Raw genomic sequence first — 14,715 nt, 5'->3', positions numbered from 1 at the left:
CCCTAGAGCAGCGATATGAAACTACACGTTGATCTCGTCAGTGCCGAAGGCCAGATCTACTCGGGGTCGGCGACCATGGTGGTCGTGGCCGCGGAAGAAGGCGACGTGGGTATTGCCCCGCGCCATGCGCCGCTGCTCACCCGTATGCGCCCCGGCCAGGTGCGTATTCAGCAGGAAGGCCAGGAGGAACTGCAGTTCTTCGTTTCCGGCGGCATTCTGGAAGTGCAGCCGCATCTGGTGACCGTAATGGCCGACACGGCCGAACGCGCCGCCGATATCGACGAGGCCGCGGCCGAACAGGCCAAGCAGCGCGCTGAGGAGAACCTGGCCCAGGCGGGTGATCGCGTGGACGTGTCTCGTGCGCAGGCCGAGCTGGCCGAAGCAGCGGCACGTCTGACCATGGTCAAAAAACTTCGCGCCGGACGCTAACACCCCCGGACCCCGTCCTTTAGGTCGTCTCTAGTTCATCCATCGCGCGATATTGAACGGTTAACTTGCCGTATTGGCAGCGATCGTCTAGGTTGTTGCACTGCGACACCCACACTCGCATAAACACCCGGCATGCTGTCTCAGGGCCATTCAATTCCAATCGCCGTCGTGCTCGCCGTGAGCCTGGGACTCGCCTGGCCCGCGTCGTCGCTTGCCGGGCCCACGAAATCCATTTCTCCGTTCATGTCGTCGTCCTTCGATCGGACGATTCACGGGGAAGAGCGGGAAGTCGATCTATCTGAAGTCAGAAAAGGGCTCGGCCGCGCGGAGGCCTTCTTCGGCGTCGATGCGCTGAGCACACCGCAGCAACGCTATCTGACCAGTGGTCTTCAGTGGCAGGGCGGGGCGAGCGATGCGTCGACGCTGCGCGCGGCCGCGATTCGTACCGAGGGCGAGGGCGCGGCCTTTGGCGGTGGTCAGACGCTGGTACGCGCAGAGCACCGCCTTGATCTCGGCGGTCGGTGGTATATGCCGGATCTGGCGACCGAAGTCGCGCAGGTCAGCAATACAATGAACGACGGCAACGTGCTGGGCGGTCGCGCTGCAAGCATCGGTCTTGCCCAGTCGCTGGGCGCCAACGACCTGACCCTGAGCTATTTTCAGGCCGACGCACAGTTCGATGCCCTGGGAAGCTCGGTGGTGCCCGGCGACAACGGCTTTGGGCTGCAGGCAAGCCGGCCGCTCGGCAACGACTGGCAGCTGTCCCATGACGTGCGCCTGCACGAGCCCTCGCCGCTGCGTAGCGATGCGGCTATCTCGCAAACCTTTCTACTGGCGCGCAACAGCCGGCTCACCGATATCGGCCGGCCCTGGCAGATCCGTGCCGAACTCGGCGCGCCCACCGACGCCCAGGCCGCGAGCAACAGCCCAATGGCACTGGAAATCGCCGCCCAAACGCTACAGTGGCGTGATTGGCGCATGAACAGCAGCCTGGGCTGGTATGACGCGAGCATGGATGCGCCGTTGAATCTGCCGGTGGACGGTCGCCTGTGGCGACTGTCGGCGACGCGGGGTCTGAATATCGGTGGGCTAGAGGCAGAGCTGTCGCCCACATTCGCCCTCGGCGACAGCCGCTATCAACCGGGCGTGGGCGGCGCCCGTGCCGGCTTGAACCTGGGGCTGTCCCAGCTCAGCGACCGGATCGATTTGAGCGTGAACTATCTGTCGGCGGGATGGGCGCCCACGGCGGACGCGGGCGACGACGTACAAATGACGCTCAATTTCACTCAGAGCACCGGCGCGATCATGCCCGGCATCCGCAACATGGCAGAGACGCTGCGCCTGCCCTGGCAGCGTCGGCGCTGAGGCTCGTACCGCGCGCCCGCGTGGCCTGTGTTTTGATCGGTTATCATTACGTATGGACGAGGGGGAACTCGCCCGCACGGTTCGCGGTCGGTAGCAGCATGACGGCGTGGGCCGGCTCACACTGGAGTGATACATGACAAGGCATTGGCCTGCCGGCGTGCTTGCCGGTTTCGTCGTACTGAGCGCCGCGATCGCGCTTCCGGCGACAGCAGCAGATGCGCCCAAGGCAGCGGAACAGGGTACGTCCGAGGCCACCGCAGCAGATGCGTCCAAGGCAACAGAACAGGATGCGTCCGAGACGACAGCAGCAGACGCGTCCGATGCAAAAGCAAAAGACGCGTCCAAGGCACAAGACAACCCCGACGCCGACGCCCAGACCACCGAGGACAGCGACGCTGCCCAAACCAGCCGTCGGTTCGACTACAACCGCGTTGTCGACAAAGCCGAGGCGCTGGCGGCCAAGCCTTATTCCGAGCCGCCGAAGATTCCGCAGTTCCTGCAGGACTTCGATTTTGCCGCGCTTGACCAGATCAAGTACAAGCCGGATAACGCGCTCTGGCACGAGCGGCAACTGCCGTTCGAGGTGATGTTCTATCACCCGGGTTCTTATTACGTACACCCGGTGAAGATACATCTTGTCACCGACGATGGCGTCGGCGAGTTCCGGTTCGACAAAAACCGCTTCCAGTACCCGAACGAAGACCTGCGCAACCGTATCCCGGATGATCTCGGCTATGCGGGCTTGAAGTTCATGCACGAGCTCGATACGCCCGGCAAGCTCGACGAGATCGCCTCGTTTCTGGGCGCGTCCTATTTTCGTGCGCTGGGCGCGGAGCAGCATTATGGTCTGTCCGCACGCGGGCTGGCCATCGACACGGGCGGCGACAAGGGCGAAGAGTTCCCGGCGTTCGTGAGCTTTTGGCTGGTCCGTCCCCGCCCGCAGGCGCGCACGGTCACCGCCTATGCCCTGCTCGACTCACCGAGCGCGGCCGGCGCCTACAAGTTCGAGATCAACCCCGGCGATTCCACCGTCACCCGCGTGGAGGCGACGCTGTTCACCCGCAAGGCAATCGGCAAACTCGGCGTGGCGCCGCTGACCAGCATGTACATGTGGGGCGAGAACAGCCTGGCCCGGCTAGACGACTATCGTCCCGAAGCGCACGACTCCGACGGCATGCTCATTTCCGCCACCAACGGCGAATGGCTTTGGCGGCCGCTGCGTAACCCGCAGAAACTGTCGATGAACCAGTTCTCGGCCGACAACGTGCGCGGTTTCGGGCTGCTCCAGCGCGATCGCAACTTCGATCATTATCAGGATCTGGACTACGAGTACGAAAAGCGCCCGAATGCCTGGATCACCCCCGAGGGGGACTGGGGCAAGGGTCATCTGGAACTGGTCCAGATTCCCTCCGACAGCGAAGTCAACGACAACATCGCGCTCTACTGGGTGCCCAACGATCCGGTCGAAGCCGGTGCGCGGCTGCACTATGCCTACAGCATTCGTTGGGGTAAGGAACTGGCCAGCCCGGCCTCTCTTGCCCATACCACGGCCTCGCGTGTCGGCCGTGCCGCGGTTACCCCGGGTCAACCGCGCAACACCATTCAGGTGGCTATCGAATTCGAAGGCGGCGAGCTGGGCAAGTTGACCGACCCGGGCAGCGTCCAGCCCCGCGTTAACGCCATGCGCGATGCGACCATCAATAACATCGAGGCGGTGCGCAATCCGCATACCGGCGGTTGGCGACTGACGTTTCTGGTGCCCACCGATTCGCTCAAGACGCCGTTGGAGCTGCGCGCCTATCTCGCCGGCTCTGACGGCGGCGCGCTGACCGAGACCTGGAGTTATGCGCTATCACCGTGAGCGATTCTAACCCTGCGTCCGAGGTCGTCGATGCAATCGACGCCTATCTATCGTATCTGAGCCTGTCGGACGACCGCCGTCGAGCGTTGCGCGCGCGCGTGCTCGATGCCGGGCCGGTCGATCGCGGCGCCGCGATCGAACGCCTGCAGAGCGAACTCGAAAAAGCCCCGAGCGAGCCGGAGCTGGAAGACGACGACCGCGAGCTGCTGGGCCGGCTGCACGACAGCTACCCGAAGCTCAGCCAGGACGCGGAAACACGACCCCCTACAGCCGGCGCGCTGCGCAGTGCGGCCATGCCGCCGCTCAATCGCTGGCCGATGTCGCCGGCGGATATTGATCGCCGGCCCTGGCGGCTGCTGCCCTGGCTCGGCCGGCGCCGCAGCAGCAGCCTGCCCAAGTCGGTGCCCAGTCGGCTCAAGGGCGTGGTGCGCTGGCGCCAGACCCTGCTGGCCTTGATGGTCGCGTTCCCCGCGGCCGGGGCGGCGGCCTATATGGCCACGGTACTGCCACACCGCGGTGCAACCGTGCTCGAAGCCTTCATTCTCGGCGCGGCGTTCATGTTGTTCGCCTGGATTCTGGTGGGGTTCTGGACGGCACTGTCCGGGTTCTTCGTGCTCTGGCGGGGCGACCGCTATCTGGTGCGCAGCGATCCGCCGCACGACCCGCCGCCGCGCAAGCCGCCTGTCGAGGGTGATGCGCGCACGGCGATCGTCATGCCGATCTACGAGGAAGACGTATCCCGGACCTTTGCCGGGCTGCGGGCGATCTACGAGTCCCTGCAGGCCACCGGCCGCCTCGAGGATTTCGATTTCTTCGTGCTCAGCGACTCGGTCAAGCCCGATACCGTCATCGCGGAAGAAAACGCCTGGGCCGAGAGCTGTCGTACGCTCGATGCCTTCGGCCGGCTGTTCTATCGCCGCCGTCGGGCCCGGGTGAAGCGCAAGAGCGGCAATCTGGCGGATTTCTGTCGGCGCTGGGGCGGGCATTACCGCTACATGATCGTGCTCGATGCCGACAGCATCATGGCCGGCGATACGCTGGTCGCGCTCGTGGATCGCATGCAGGCCAACCCGGGTGTGGGTCTGATTCAGACGCCGCCCACGGCGGTCAATCGCGACAGCGTGCTGGCACGCGTACAGCAGTTCGCCACCCGCGTGTACGGGCGCATGTTCGCGGCCGGGCTGCATTTCTGGCATCTGGACAATGCCCACTACTGGGGCCATAACGCGATCATCCGCATCGAGCCGTTCATGGCCCACTGTGCGCTGCCGCGTCTGCCCGGCCGCGGTGCGTTGTCCGGCGATATTCTCAGCCACGACTTCGTCGAGGCCGCACTCATGCGCCGCGCCGGCTGGGGCGTGTTCATTGCCTACGACCTGCCCGGCAGCTATGAAGAAGTGCCGCCCACGCTGCTCGACGAACTCGGGCGCGACCGGCGCTGGTGCCAGGGCAATATCCAGCATATCCGGCTGTTGTTTTCCGACAACCTCGCGCCGGCCCATCGGGCGCTGTTCGCCAACGGCGTCATGGCCTATACGTCGGCCGCCATCTGGTTCGTATTCCTGCTGCTGTCGAGCACCGAAGCGGTGCTGGAAGCGGTGCGCACGCCGGATTATTTTCCGGTGGCCGGCGCGCTGTTCCCGGCCTGGCCGGTATGGCAGCCCATTTGGGCGGTAAGCCTGTTCGTGGCCACCCTGGTGGTGCTGTTCTTGCCCAAGATTCTGGGCGTGGTGATGATCGTCGCCAAGGGCACGCAGCGCGAGTTCGGCGGCGTGGGCAACCTGGTGGCCTCCACGCTCATCGAGATCGTGCTCACATCGCTGCTCGCGCCGATCCGCATGCTGGCGCATACGCGCTTTGTTTTCACCACGCTCATCGGCAAGCAGGTGAAGTGGGATAGCCAACAGCGCGCGGATGCGCAGGTGCCCTGGTCGCGCGCGCTGCGCTTTCATATCTGGGGCATGCTGCTGGCACTCGGCTGGGGCGCATTGCTGCTGTGGTTTACGCCCGGGTTCGCGCCCTGGCTAGCGCCCATCCTCGTGCCGTTGATCATTGCGCCGGCGATTACCGTGCTGACCTCACGTGCCGATCTGGGCATCTGGCTGCGTCGTCACGACCTGCAGCTGATTCCCGAAGAGCGCCACGCGCCGGCGGAGCTGGCACGGGTGGTGGAACTCGAAGCCGCGGCCGCGCCCGAGGCGGGTTTTGCCGAGGCCGTGGTCAATCCGGTGATCAATGCCCTGCATATCGGCATGCAGGGCCGCGACCGTTCGCTGACCGGGGTGATTGCGGAGTATCGCCAGCTGCTGGCCGAGCGCGCGCTGGATAACGGCCCGGATGTACTGAGCACCGATGAACAGCGTCGCCTGCTGGCCGATCCGCAGCGTATGCGCTGGCTGCATGCCCAGGTCTGGGCGCAGGCGCCGTCGGCCTGGCGCGCCTGGCTGGTCGAACGCCCGGCCGCGGCACCTACGCAGGACTCGCCGCGGACTGTATAGTCCCCAACAAACCGTCGAATCGTCTTTAGTTATGGGTCTGCATATCGTCGTCCTGGCCGCGGGCAAGGGTAAACGCATGCGTTCGGCGCTGCCGAAGGTGCTACAGCCGCTCGGTGACCGGCCGTTGCTCAAGCACGTGGTGGAAGCCGCACAAACGCTCGATCCGGAACAGATCCACGTGGTCTACGGCCATGGGGCTGAGCAGGTGCAGTCGGCTCTGGGTTATCTCGAGGTGAACTGGGTCTACCAGCAGCAACAGCTGGGCACCGGGCACGCCGTCAGTCAGGCGATCGACGACGTACCCGACGATGCCAGCGTGCTGGTGCTCTATGGCGATGTGCCGCTGGTGCGCGCGGCCACCCTGTCGCACCTGGTGGACGCGGCCGCCAGCGATGCGCTGGCGCTGCTCACCGTGGTGCTCGACGATCCCGCCGGCTATGGGCGTATTCGTCGCGATGATGAGAACCGCGTGGTCGGCATCGTCGAAGACAAGGACACCAGCGCCGATGAACGCCATATTCGCGAGGTGAACACCGGGCTGCTCTGTGCCCAGGCGCGGCATCTGCGCGACTGGTTGTCGCGGCTGACCAACGAAAACACCCAGGGCGAGTATTACCTCACCGACTGTATTGCCATGGCGGCCGGCGACGGGGTATCGATCGTGGCCGGCCAGTCGGGCAGCATCGAGGAAACCCAGGGCATTAACGACAAGCGCGATCTGGCCACCGCGGAACGCCTGCTCCAGCGGCGCCAGGCCGAGGCGCTGATGGATCAGGGCCTGACCCTGCGCGACCCGGAGCGCTTCGACCTGCGTGGCTCGCTGCATATCGGGCGCGACTGTCTGATCGACGTGAACGCGGTGATCGAAGGCGAGGTGGTGCTGGGCGAGGGCGTGCATATTGGCCCGCACTGCGTGCTGCGCAACTGCACCATAGGCGATCATACCCAGGTGCTGTCACATACCGTGATCGAGCATGCTAACGTGGGCGCGCGTTGCCAGATCGGCCCGTTCGCGCGGCTGCGCCCGGACACTGAGCTGGCTGATCGCGCCAAGATCGGCAACTTCGTGGAAACCAAGAAGCTCAGGCTCGGTGCAGGCAGCAAGATCAACCACCTGAGCTATGTGGGCGATGCGGTGGTGGGCGCCAACGTCAACATCGGCGCGGGTGTGATTACCTGCAACTACGACGGCGCCAACAAGCATGTCACCACCATCGGCGACGATGCCTTCATCGGCTCGGATTGCCAGCTGGTGGCGCCGGTCAGCGTCGAGCGCGGTGCCACCATCGGTGCCGGCACCACGCTGACCAAGACCGCGCCGGCCGACACGCTCACGCTGTCGCGCGCCAAGCAGTTCAGCATTGACGGCTGGAAACGCCCGCGCAAGAAAAACCCCGGCCACTCTTAACCATCACCCGATACGCCCTGCGGTCGATAGCGCAGGGCCGATCACAAAGGAATCAGCGCCATGTGCGGAATTGTCGGCGCCAGTGCGCAGCGCAATGTCGAACCCATCCTGCTCGAAGGTCTGCGACGGCTTGAATACCGCGGCTACGACTCGGCTGGCATGGCGCTGGTCAACGACGGCGCGCTGGACCGCACCCGCGCGGTGGGCAAGGTCCAGGCGCTGGCCGACAAGCTTGCCGAAGCCCCGCGCCCCGGCGTGCTCGGCATTGCCCATACCCGCTGGGCCACCCACGGCGGCGTATCCGAAACCAATGCCCATCCGCACGTATCGTCGGACCGCATCGCGGTGGTACACAACGGCATCATCGAGAATTTCGAGCCGCTACGTGAGCGCCTGAAACAGGCCGGCTACGAGTTCACATCCCAGACCGACACGGAAGTCGTCGCCCACCTGGTGGATAGCCATCTGGGCGAGAGCAACGACCTGGCCGCCGCCGTACGGGCCACCGTCGCCGAACTGGACGGCGCCTATGCGCTGGCCGTGGTCTGTCGCGACGATCCGCATACCCTGGTCGCAACGCGCAGCGGCTCGCCCCTGGTGCTGGGCGTCGGCATCGGCGAGCATTTCGTGGCCTCCGACGTCGCGGCTCTTCTGCCCGTAACCCGCGATTTCGTCTATCTCGAAGAAGACGATCTCGTGGTGCTGACCCACGAAAGCTATTCCATCATCGACGGCAGCGGCGCGCCCGTCGATCGGCCGGTCAAGGAGTCCGGTCTGTCGCTCTCGGCGACGGAGAAAGGCGACTACCGCCACTTCATGCTCAAGGAAATCTACGAGCAGCCGCGGGCGCTGGCCGAAACCTGGCAGGGGCGCGTGTCCGCCGACGACATCTTCGCCTCCAGCATCAGCGCCGAAGCACGCGAGCTGCTCGACGGCGTCGAGTACATTCATATCGTCGCATGTGGCACCAGCCATCATGCCGGGCTGGTCGCACGCTACTGGCTCGAAGCCATGGCGCGGATTCCCTGCAACGTGGAACTGGCCAGCGAATACCGCTATCGCGACCCGGTGGTGCCCAGGAACTGCCTGTTCGTCACGCTATCCCAGTCCGGCGAAACCGCGGATACGCTCGCCGCACTGCGCTATGCGAAATCGCTGGGCACCGGCGACGGCGGCTATCTGGCCACGCTTGCCATCTGCAACAAGCCGGAAAGCTCGCTCACCCGCGAGTCCGACCTGGTGCTCATGACCCATGCCGGCCCCGAGATCGGCGTGGCCTCCACCAAGGCCTTCACCACCCAGCTGCTGTGCCTGTTGCTGCTTACCGGCATGCTCGAACGCAAGGCCGAAGACCGGCGCGCGTTGGCCGAGGATATTCACCAGCTGGCCACCTCGGTCGAACGCGTGCTCGAACTCGACGACGCCATTCGCCATCTGGCCGAAGAATTCGTCGACAAGGATCACGCCCTGTTCCTCGGGCGCGGACCGATGTATCCCATCGCCATGGAAGGCGCGCTCAAGCTCAAGGAGATTTCCTATCTCCATGCCGAAGCCTATGCCGCCGGCGAACTCAAGCACGGCCCGCTCGCCCTGGTCGACGAAAAGATGCCCGTCATCGCCATCGCGCCCAAAAACGACTGGCTGGAAAAGGTGAAATCCAACCTGCAGGAAGTCCGCGCCCGCGGCGGCAAGCTCTATGTCTTCGCCGACGCCGCGTCAGGCCTGGATACCGGCCCCGGCATCACCGTGCTCGACATGCCCCACGTCGACGAAACGCTGGCCCCCATCGCCTATACCGTCCCGCTACAGCTGTTGGCCTATCACGTCGCCGTGGCCAAGGGCACCGACGTCGACCAGCCTCGGAATCTGGCCAAGAGCGTGACTGTCGAGTAGCGCGCATTGGGTATGTAGCTTCCCGCTGAGAAAACATCTGTATGCCCGGCCTCGCGTTAGAGTTGAGCCCGAGGCTCAGCATCTATGGGCCATCGTCGCTGACGCTGGCGATTCGTCTTTAGCGGCCGGATTCGTCCGGCGCTCACCTTCTCGCTATTGGTTCGGCTCGCTGATGGCCTTGTTGAGCAGGGCGGCTTCCAAATTCCGCCTGGACGGATATGCATCGCCAAATGACTTTAAGATTTTCACAGTTCTCGGCCAGTCTTGCTCGGTAACCGCAGCCCAGAACTTCGGTGTTCGCACAGAGAGGTTGGTGCCGTACTGAAATGACACGGAGGCAATGACCGTCTGCGCTGCTGGGATGATCTCTTCAAAGCGCTTTTTATTGTCGGGTATCGAGTTGTAGGCACTTTTAAGTCGACGCAAATGCGTTGCTTTCACGGCGCGGTCGATTCGCAGCGCTTGTGCCGCTGTAATCGTGAGCGGCGAGTCGGAAAGGAGCGAAACCGCATCGGGGCCCGTCACGCCGAGATATGGCTCGAACTTCTTAATGAGCGGACTGCCCAAGTTCAACAGCCTTAGATCTTTTTTGTTTCGCTGTCCCAGGTCGAAACCGGTCGCGATGGTAACGCCGCTTTTACTCGAGGAAGCCGCCGGCACGTACCCTTTCGTCTTTCGGCCACCTTCGCGGGCACTCAAAAAGTCGTAATCTATTTTTACTGGCATGTGTCGAACCGATCATTCGTGTATTCGCTTACAGGTCGGTGTTTCGATTAAATCGAAAGCGAGCGCGACAAGGTATCCGGCCGAATCGTATCGACTGACTAACAACGGGGTTTGAACACTGTAAGTGCCGTCACGGGCTCGATCCTGAAAGCAAAGCTTTAAATCCTCGATCCCGTCCCCGTTGAAGTCGCCACGCTCGAGGACTTGGATACGATATCGCCAGTCGTTCGATTCGAAGACGACCCCATCTCTGGATCGGCTTGTCGGTTCCATTCCGAGGTCAGCGAATGTGTGGTCACCCGGTTCGCGCCTTGGCCCGAGTGAGTTTCGGAATGACGCCAGATCCAGCGTCGAGATGATGAATTCGCCAACGCCTTTATCGGGTATATAGCTTTTCGTTTTCGATCCGGCGATTGCGGTGGTGCTCACGGTCACGCTCAAGAACAATAAATAGAGCAGTGGCATCCGATAGCGCATGATCATCCTTTCAAACCTATTTTTCCTATCATAAACGGGCAAGGATTGCAGACGCCATGCATGACGCTTTTATAGGCGTAGTAACCTGTAGATTGACGGCGGCGATTTTTCGTTATCCTAGGTAAGTCTAGTGAACTATCGTTTTAAAGAATTAATCCGGCTGATCCACTCGGTCCGAAATAGCCGGGATATCCCATACTGTCCCTCGATCTCCCGATCCCGAGCGGTGGCGTTCAGCATGTTGGTGCGATCGGCGATACTTGCATCCTTTGTTTTCTTGGCAGGCTGTGCTCCGTATACACGATCATACGAGCGTCTAAGCTTTCCTGGTCATGAAGTAGAATATGAGAAGGAGCATTGCCACCACTCTATCGGAGCCCCGGTATGGCTAGGGTTTCATTACCACGGTATTCGTATCTTGGCGAGCCTTAACGATTCGCGCGCGGATTTGACGGGCGGGTTCAATCCTCTATGGATCGAAGCTCCCGAGGGGGTTAACGTCGCCCTGGCCGAATATAGTGTCACGCTTATTTCTGTTGTCGACGGCAGGCATTTTGAAATCGAACTGCCATTAACCCACAGCATGGTAATCGGCGCTGCGGCATGGCGAACCAGCCCCTCGATCGAAGATAAGCCTGTAACTGCAACTTTCGAAGGAGCAACGAAGAAAAGTGTGACGTTCTGGGGTGGTGAAAAAAAGTCTCACGATTCGATTTATTTTTCTGCCGAAGAAATTCCTAGAATTGGTGGCCGAGGTCAAATGATATTACCGGACTTGATTATAAATGGCGTGCGCTATCCAGGCCCGACTTTGGTTTTTCAGCGTGACCGGTTTTTTGGGTATGCGTCATTTAATTGCTAGGTCTAGGCGAAACTTAGGTTATTGAGTTGGCGACGGCGGTAGATGTAGATGTGCGAATCTGGTTATACGCTCGTCTTACGAAAACTGTGATATCGCTCCGGGCTCAGTGGTCGCCTATCACTCGGGATTTAAAGGGCGCAGCATATTGACCACCCAGTCGATAAACACCCGGTCGCGTGGCGCCACGGCGCGGCGGCGATGGAACAGTAGATTAAGCGGACGCGACACACTGGCGTAGTCGGGGACAGGCGGATTGATGCGCCGGATGCGACGTGGTCTGCTACGTTCATTTCGCCGGTCATCACCACACCGGCATCTTGCAGGGCAAGCTCGATGAGTGATGTGGCGTCGTTGATGGCAATCGCTGGTCGCGGAGTGATTTTGATTTGCTCCTCGCCCTGGGTGAAGGTCCAGAGATCGGGGGCCGGGTAGCTGTCGAACAGGTAGTTCAGACAGCGGTGTTGTGCCAGTTCACTAGGGTGGTTTGGTAGGCCGTGCTGCTTTACGTAGCCCGGCGAGGCAAAAGCCGCGATACGAAATGGCGCGAGCCCCCGGACGGAAAGCTCTGAGTCGGGCAGGTCGCCGATGCGCAGGGCGATATCGAAGCCTTCGCCGGTCAGATCGACCACGCGGTCGGCGAGTGTGAGTTCGAGCGCGATATGCGGATAGGCGGTTTCGAAGTCGGGTAGGTTCGGCACGATTCGACAACGCCCCAGACTCAACGGCGCCGTCACCCGCAGGCGCCCGTAAGGCAGGTCGGTCAGGTTTTCGACGGAGGCGTCCATGGCTTTGACGGCGTCGAGCGTGCGTCTTGCCCCCTCGGCACAGATACGGCCGGCCTCGGTCAGGCTCAGGCGTCGGGTCGATCGATGTAGTAAGGCGGTGCCGTATCCCGCTTCCAGGGCATCGACATGTTTACCGGCCATTTGGGGCGACATGCCCAGCTCCCGGGCCGCCGCCGAAAACGAGCCCAGATCGATGGCGCGAAGGAATACCTTGAGACTGGTCAATCGATCCATTTGAAACGCTCGTTTTCAACTGACCATAGTGGTTGCGCTATTCTGCTTTTATTCGTGTGAAATTACGATCATCTCGTCATTCATTCTGCAAGCGTGATCGAGATGAAAATCGGAATTATCGGGGCCGGCAATATCGGCGGGAATCTGGCTCGGCTGTTTCGCGATGCCGGACACGAAGTGTCGGTGAGTGCGCGCCGGCCTGAACACATCGATATAGACGGCGTGCAAATCGCGACGCCAGAGCAGGCGGCGTTGTTCGGCGACATCGTGATCGTCGCGGTGCCGCTGATCGCGGCCGGCGATCTACCGCTGTCCGCGTTACGCGACAAGGTCGTCGTGGATACGATGAACTATTACCCCGAGCGTGATGGTCGAATCGCGGAACTGGATGCGTTCGAGACGACCACCAGCGAGTGGGCCGCCCGCCATGCGCCGGGGGCGATCTGGGTCAAGGCCTTCAATTCGATTCTGGCTATGGATTTGCCACGGGAAGATCGTCCGGCGGTCGAGGGCGGGCGTGCATTGCCGCTTGCCGGCGATGATGCCAACGCCAAGGCGCGCATTGCCCAACTGCATGCGAATATTGGCTTTGAAGCGGTCGACACGGGCTCGCCAAGCGAGAGCTGGCGCTTCGAGCGCGCCATGCCGGCCTACTGTATTCCGGTCAATCACGCTGAACTCGTGGCCAAACTCGCACAGGCCGAGCGTGGTCAGGAGTTGCCGCACAATAGCTGGCATCGAAACAACGCCTGATCTATCCATCCACGGTCGCGCCGGCGTGGTCCGCACGCGTACGGCGCGCCAGGATGGCGGTAACACCGGTTGCCGAATCTGGAGTGCTATAGGTTCGCGGCTGCGATAACCGTTGTGGCAGCAGCGACTTACCAAAAGCGGCATGCTGAAATAGTCGCCGACGTTTGCTATTTTTCTGGTCTATCCAGCTAAAGCACGAGCGTATCCCCATGTCCGACGACGCGCCGACGCATTTGGTGGCCCTGCGTCATGCCTTGCACGAAAACCCGGAGCTGGGCTTCGAGGAGCAGATGACGTCGGATCGGGTGTGTGCCCATCTGGATGAGCTGGGCGTCGAATACGAACGCGGTATCGGCGTGACCGGGATCGTGGCCTGGGTGCAGGGCGAACAGCCGGGCGGTTCGATCCGCGTTGGCCTGCGGGCCGATATGGACGCGCTGCCCATTCACGAAACCAGCGGTGTGGCGCACGCCTCGAAAGTCGACGGGCGCATGCATGCCTGCGGCCACGATGGGCATACCACCATGCTGCTCGGCGCGGTGGAACATTTCGCGGCGCATCGCGATTTTGCCGGCACGATCTACTTCATCTTTCAACCGGCCGAAGAAGGCGTGGGCGGGGCGAGCGCGATGATCGCCGACGGGCTGTTCGAGCGCTACCCGATGGATACGGTGTATGCCCTGCACAACTGGCCGGCGTTGCCGATCGGCCAGTTCGGGCTGATCGAAGGCCCGATCATGGCAGGCGGTGATCGCGTGGACATCACCATCCACGGCCGCGGCGGCCATGGCGGGCTCAATCCGCATGGCTGTATCGACCCGGTACGTATCGCCGGCGACTTGATTACCCAGGCCCATGCCATCGTGGGCCGGGATATCGACCCGCTGGCGCCGGCGGTGCTCAGCCTGTGTTCGATTCAGGCCGGTGATCTGGCCGGTTTCGCGGTGATTCCGGATACCGCGCGGCTGTCCGGCACGCTGCGCGCGCTGGACAACGACACCCGCGAGAAGCTCCGCGAACGCCTGCGTGCGATTTGTGCGGGGCTGGAAGCGAACTATGGCGCGACCATCGAGTTGTCCATCGAGGACAAGTTCAGCGTGACCTACAACCATGCCGGCCCGACCGCCACGGCCCGCGCGGCGATCGCCTCGACGTTTGGCGAAGCTGCCCTCGCGCCGAACTATCCGCCGTGCATGGGCGGCGAGGATTTTTCCTACATGTTGGATGTATGCCCGGGGGCCTATATTCATGTCGGTTCGGGCGACGACACGCATACCCACGGGCTGCATCACCCGGCCTACGATTTCAACGACCGCATCATGGCGCCCGGCATTTCGCTGTTCGTGCAGCTGGCCCGGAACACGCTCGCCCAGGGGGCGTAATCAGCCGCGGCCCGGCCAAATGCATTGGGGCCGGCCGGGCTT

General features: G+C 62.5%; 12 protein-coding genes. 9 read left to right on the top strand and 3 right to left on the bottom strand.

Going from position 1 to position 14,715, the window contains the following annotated elements; translation table 11 throughout:
- Positions 1-15: 15 nt before the first annotated feature.
- From C84B14_RS09705 to glmS, 6 genes are all read left to right on the top strand, one after another.
- Positions 16-429: a F0F1 ATP synthase subunit epsilon gene (locus C84B14_RS09705; RefSeq protein ID WP_353223710.1), complete on the top strand. Its 414-nt coding sequence runs from the start codon at positions 16-18 to the stop codon at positions 427-429.
- Between the two features lie 168 nt (positions 430-597).
- A complete protein-coding gene (locus tag C84B14_RS09700; RefSeq protein ID WP_353223708.1) occupies positions 598-1,794 on the top strand; it encodes a hypothetical protein in 1,197 nt (398 codons plus the stop codon).
- Positions 1,795-1,927: 133 nt separating this feature from the next.
- Positions 1,928-3,655: an OpgD/OpgG family glucan biosynthesis protein gene (locus C84B14_RS09695; protein WP_353223706.1), complete on the top strand. Its 1,728-nt coding sequence runs from the start codon at positions 1,928-1,930 to the stop codon at positions 3,653-3,655.
- A complete protein-coding gene (gene mdoH, locus C84B14_RS09690; RefSeq protein ID WP_353223704.1) occupies positions 3,652-6,153 on the top strand; it encodes a glucans biosynthesis glucosyltransferase MdoH in 2,502 nt (833 codons plus the stop codon). Before C84B14_RS09695 ends, mdoH begins: the two co-directional genes overlap by 4 nt.
- Positions 6,154-6,184: 31 nt before the next feature.
- Positions 6,185-7,561: a bifunctional UDP-N-acetylglucosamine diphosphorylase/glucosamine-1-phosphate N-acetyltransferase GlmU gene (gene glmU, locus C84B14_RS09685; protein ID WP_353223702.1), complete on the top strand. Its 1,377-nt coding sequence runs from the start codon at positions 6,185-6,187 to the stop codon at positions 7,559-7,561.
- Between the two features lie 60 nt (positions 7,562-7,621).
- Entirely contained in the window at positions 7,622-9,454 is a 1,833-nt protein-coding gene (gene glmS, locus C84B14_RS09680; RefSeq protein ID WP_353223700.1) for a glutamine--fructose-6-phosphate transaminase (isomerizing), read from the top strand.
- Positions 9,455-9,607: 153 nt separating this feature from the next.
- Here glmS and C84B14_RS09675 read toward each other — a convergent pair whose 3' ends face one another.
- Together C84B14_RS09675 and C84B14_RS09670 are read right to left on the bottom strand one after the other, a co-directional pair.
- Entirely contained in the window at positions 9,608-10,180 is a 573-nt protein-coding gene (locus tag C84B14_RS09675; RefSeq protein WP_353223698.1) for a pesticin C-terminus-like muramidase, read from the bottom strand.
- 12 nt (positions 10,181-10,192) lie between these two features.
- Positions 10,193-10,663 (bottom strand): hypothetical protein, encoded by a 471-nt coding sequence (locus C84B14_RS09670; protein ID WP_353223696.1) that lies wholly within the window; start codon positions 10,661-10,663, stop codon positions 10,193-10,195.
- 412 nt (positions 10,664-11,075) lie between these two features.
- Between C84B14_RS09670 and C84B14_RS09665 the strand changes: the two genes are divergently transcribed.
- The gene (locus C84B14_RS09665) at positions 11,076-11,519 is read left to right on the top strand and encodes a hypothetical protein (RefSeq protein ID WP_353223694.1); all 444 of its coding nucleotides are present in this window, start codon (positions 11,076-11,078) and stop codon (positions 11,517-11,519) included.
- Between the two features lie 128 nt (positions 11,520-11,647).
- Here C84B14_RS09665 and C84B14_RS09660 read toward each other — a convergent pair whose 3' ends face one another.
- Positions 11,648-12,538 (bottom strand): LysR family transcriptional regulator, encoded by an 891-nt coding sequence (locus C84B14_RS09660; RefSeq protein ID WP_353223692.1) that lies wholly within the window; start codon positions 12,536-12,538, stop codon positions 11,648-11,650.
- A 78-nt stretch (positions 12,539-12,616) separates the two neighbouring features.
- On the opposite strand from C84B14_RS09660, the gene C84B14_RS09655 reads away from it, so the two are divergent.
- Together C84B14_RS09655 and C84B14_RS09650 are read left to right on the top strand one after the other, a co-directional pair.
- A complete protein-coding gene (locus C84B14_RS09655) occupies positions 12,617-13,291 on the top strand; it encodes an NADPH-dependent F420 reductase (protein WP_353223813.1) in 675 nt (224 codons plus the stop codon).
- A gap of 209 nt (positions 13,292-13,500) precedes the next feature.
- Positions 13,501-14,673 (top strand): amidohydrolase, encoded by a 1,173-nt coding sequence (locus C84B14_RS09650; RefSeq protein WP_353223690.1) that lies wholly within the window; start codon positions 13,501-13,503, stop codon positions 14,671-14,673.
- The last annotated feature ends 42 nt before the right edge of the window (positions 14,674-14,715 follow it).

The organism is Salinisphaera sp. C84B14, from assembly GCF_040361435.1.
GTDB lineage: Bacteria > Pseudomonadota > Gammaproteobacteria > Nevskiales > Salinisphaeraceae > Salinisphaera.
This window is presented reverse-complemented; position numbering and strand designations above follow the sequence as displayed.

What these genes read in the sequence shown, in the direction of transcription:
- glmS (WP_353223700.1), top strand. Translation starts at nt 7,622, where the DNA reads ATGTGCGGAATTGTCGGCGCCAGTGCGCAGCGCAATGTCGAACCCATC.
- C84B14_RS09695 (WP_353223706.1), top strand. Translation starts at nt 1,928, where the DNA reads ATGACAAGGCATTGGCCTGCCGGCGTGCTTGCCGGTTTCGTCGTACTG.
- C84B14_RS09670 (WP_353223696.1), bottom strand. Translation starts at nt 10,663, where the DNA reads ATGATCATGCGCTATCGGATGCCACTGCTCTATTTATTGTTCTTGAGC.
- C84B14_RS09650 (WP_353223690.1), top strand. Translation starts at nt 13,501, where the DNA reads ATGTCCGACGACGCGCCGACGCATTTGGTGGCCCTGCGTCATGCCTTG.
- C84B14_RS09675 (WP_353223698.1), bottom strand. Translation starts at nt 10,180, where the DNA reads ATGCCAGTAAAAATAGATTACGACTTTTTGAGTGCCCGCGAAGGTGGC.
- C84B14_RS09660 (WP_353223692.1), bottom strand. Translation starts at nt 12,538, where the DNA reads ATGGATCGATTGACCAGTCTCAAGGTATTCCTTCGCGCCATCGATCTG.
- glmU (WP_353223702.1), top strand. Translation starts at nt 6,185, where the DNA reads ATGGGTCTGCATATCGTCGTCCTGGCCGCGGGCAAGGGTAAACGCATG.
- C84B14_RS09705 (WP_353223710.1), top strand. Translation starts at nt 16, where the DNA reads ATGAAACTACACGTTGATCTCGTCAGTGCCGAAGGCCAGATCTACTCG.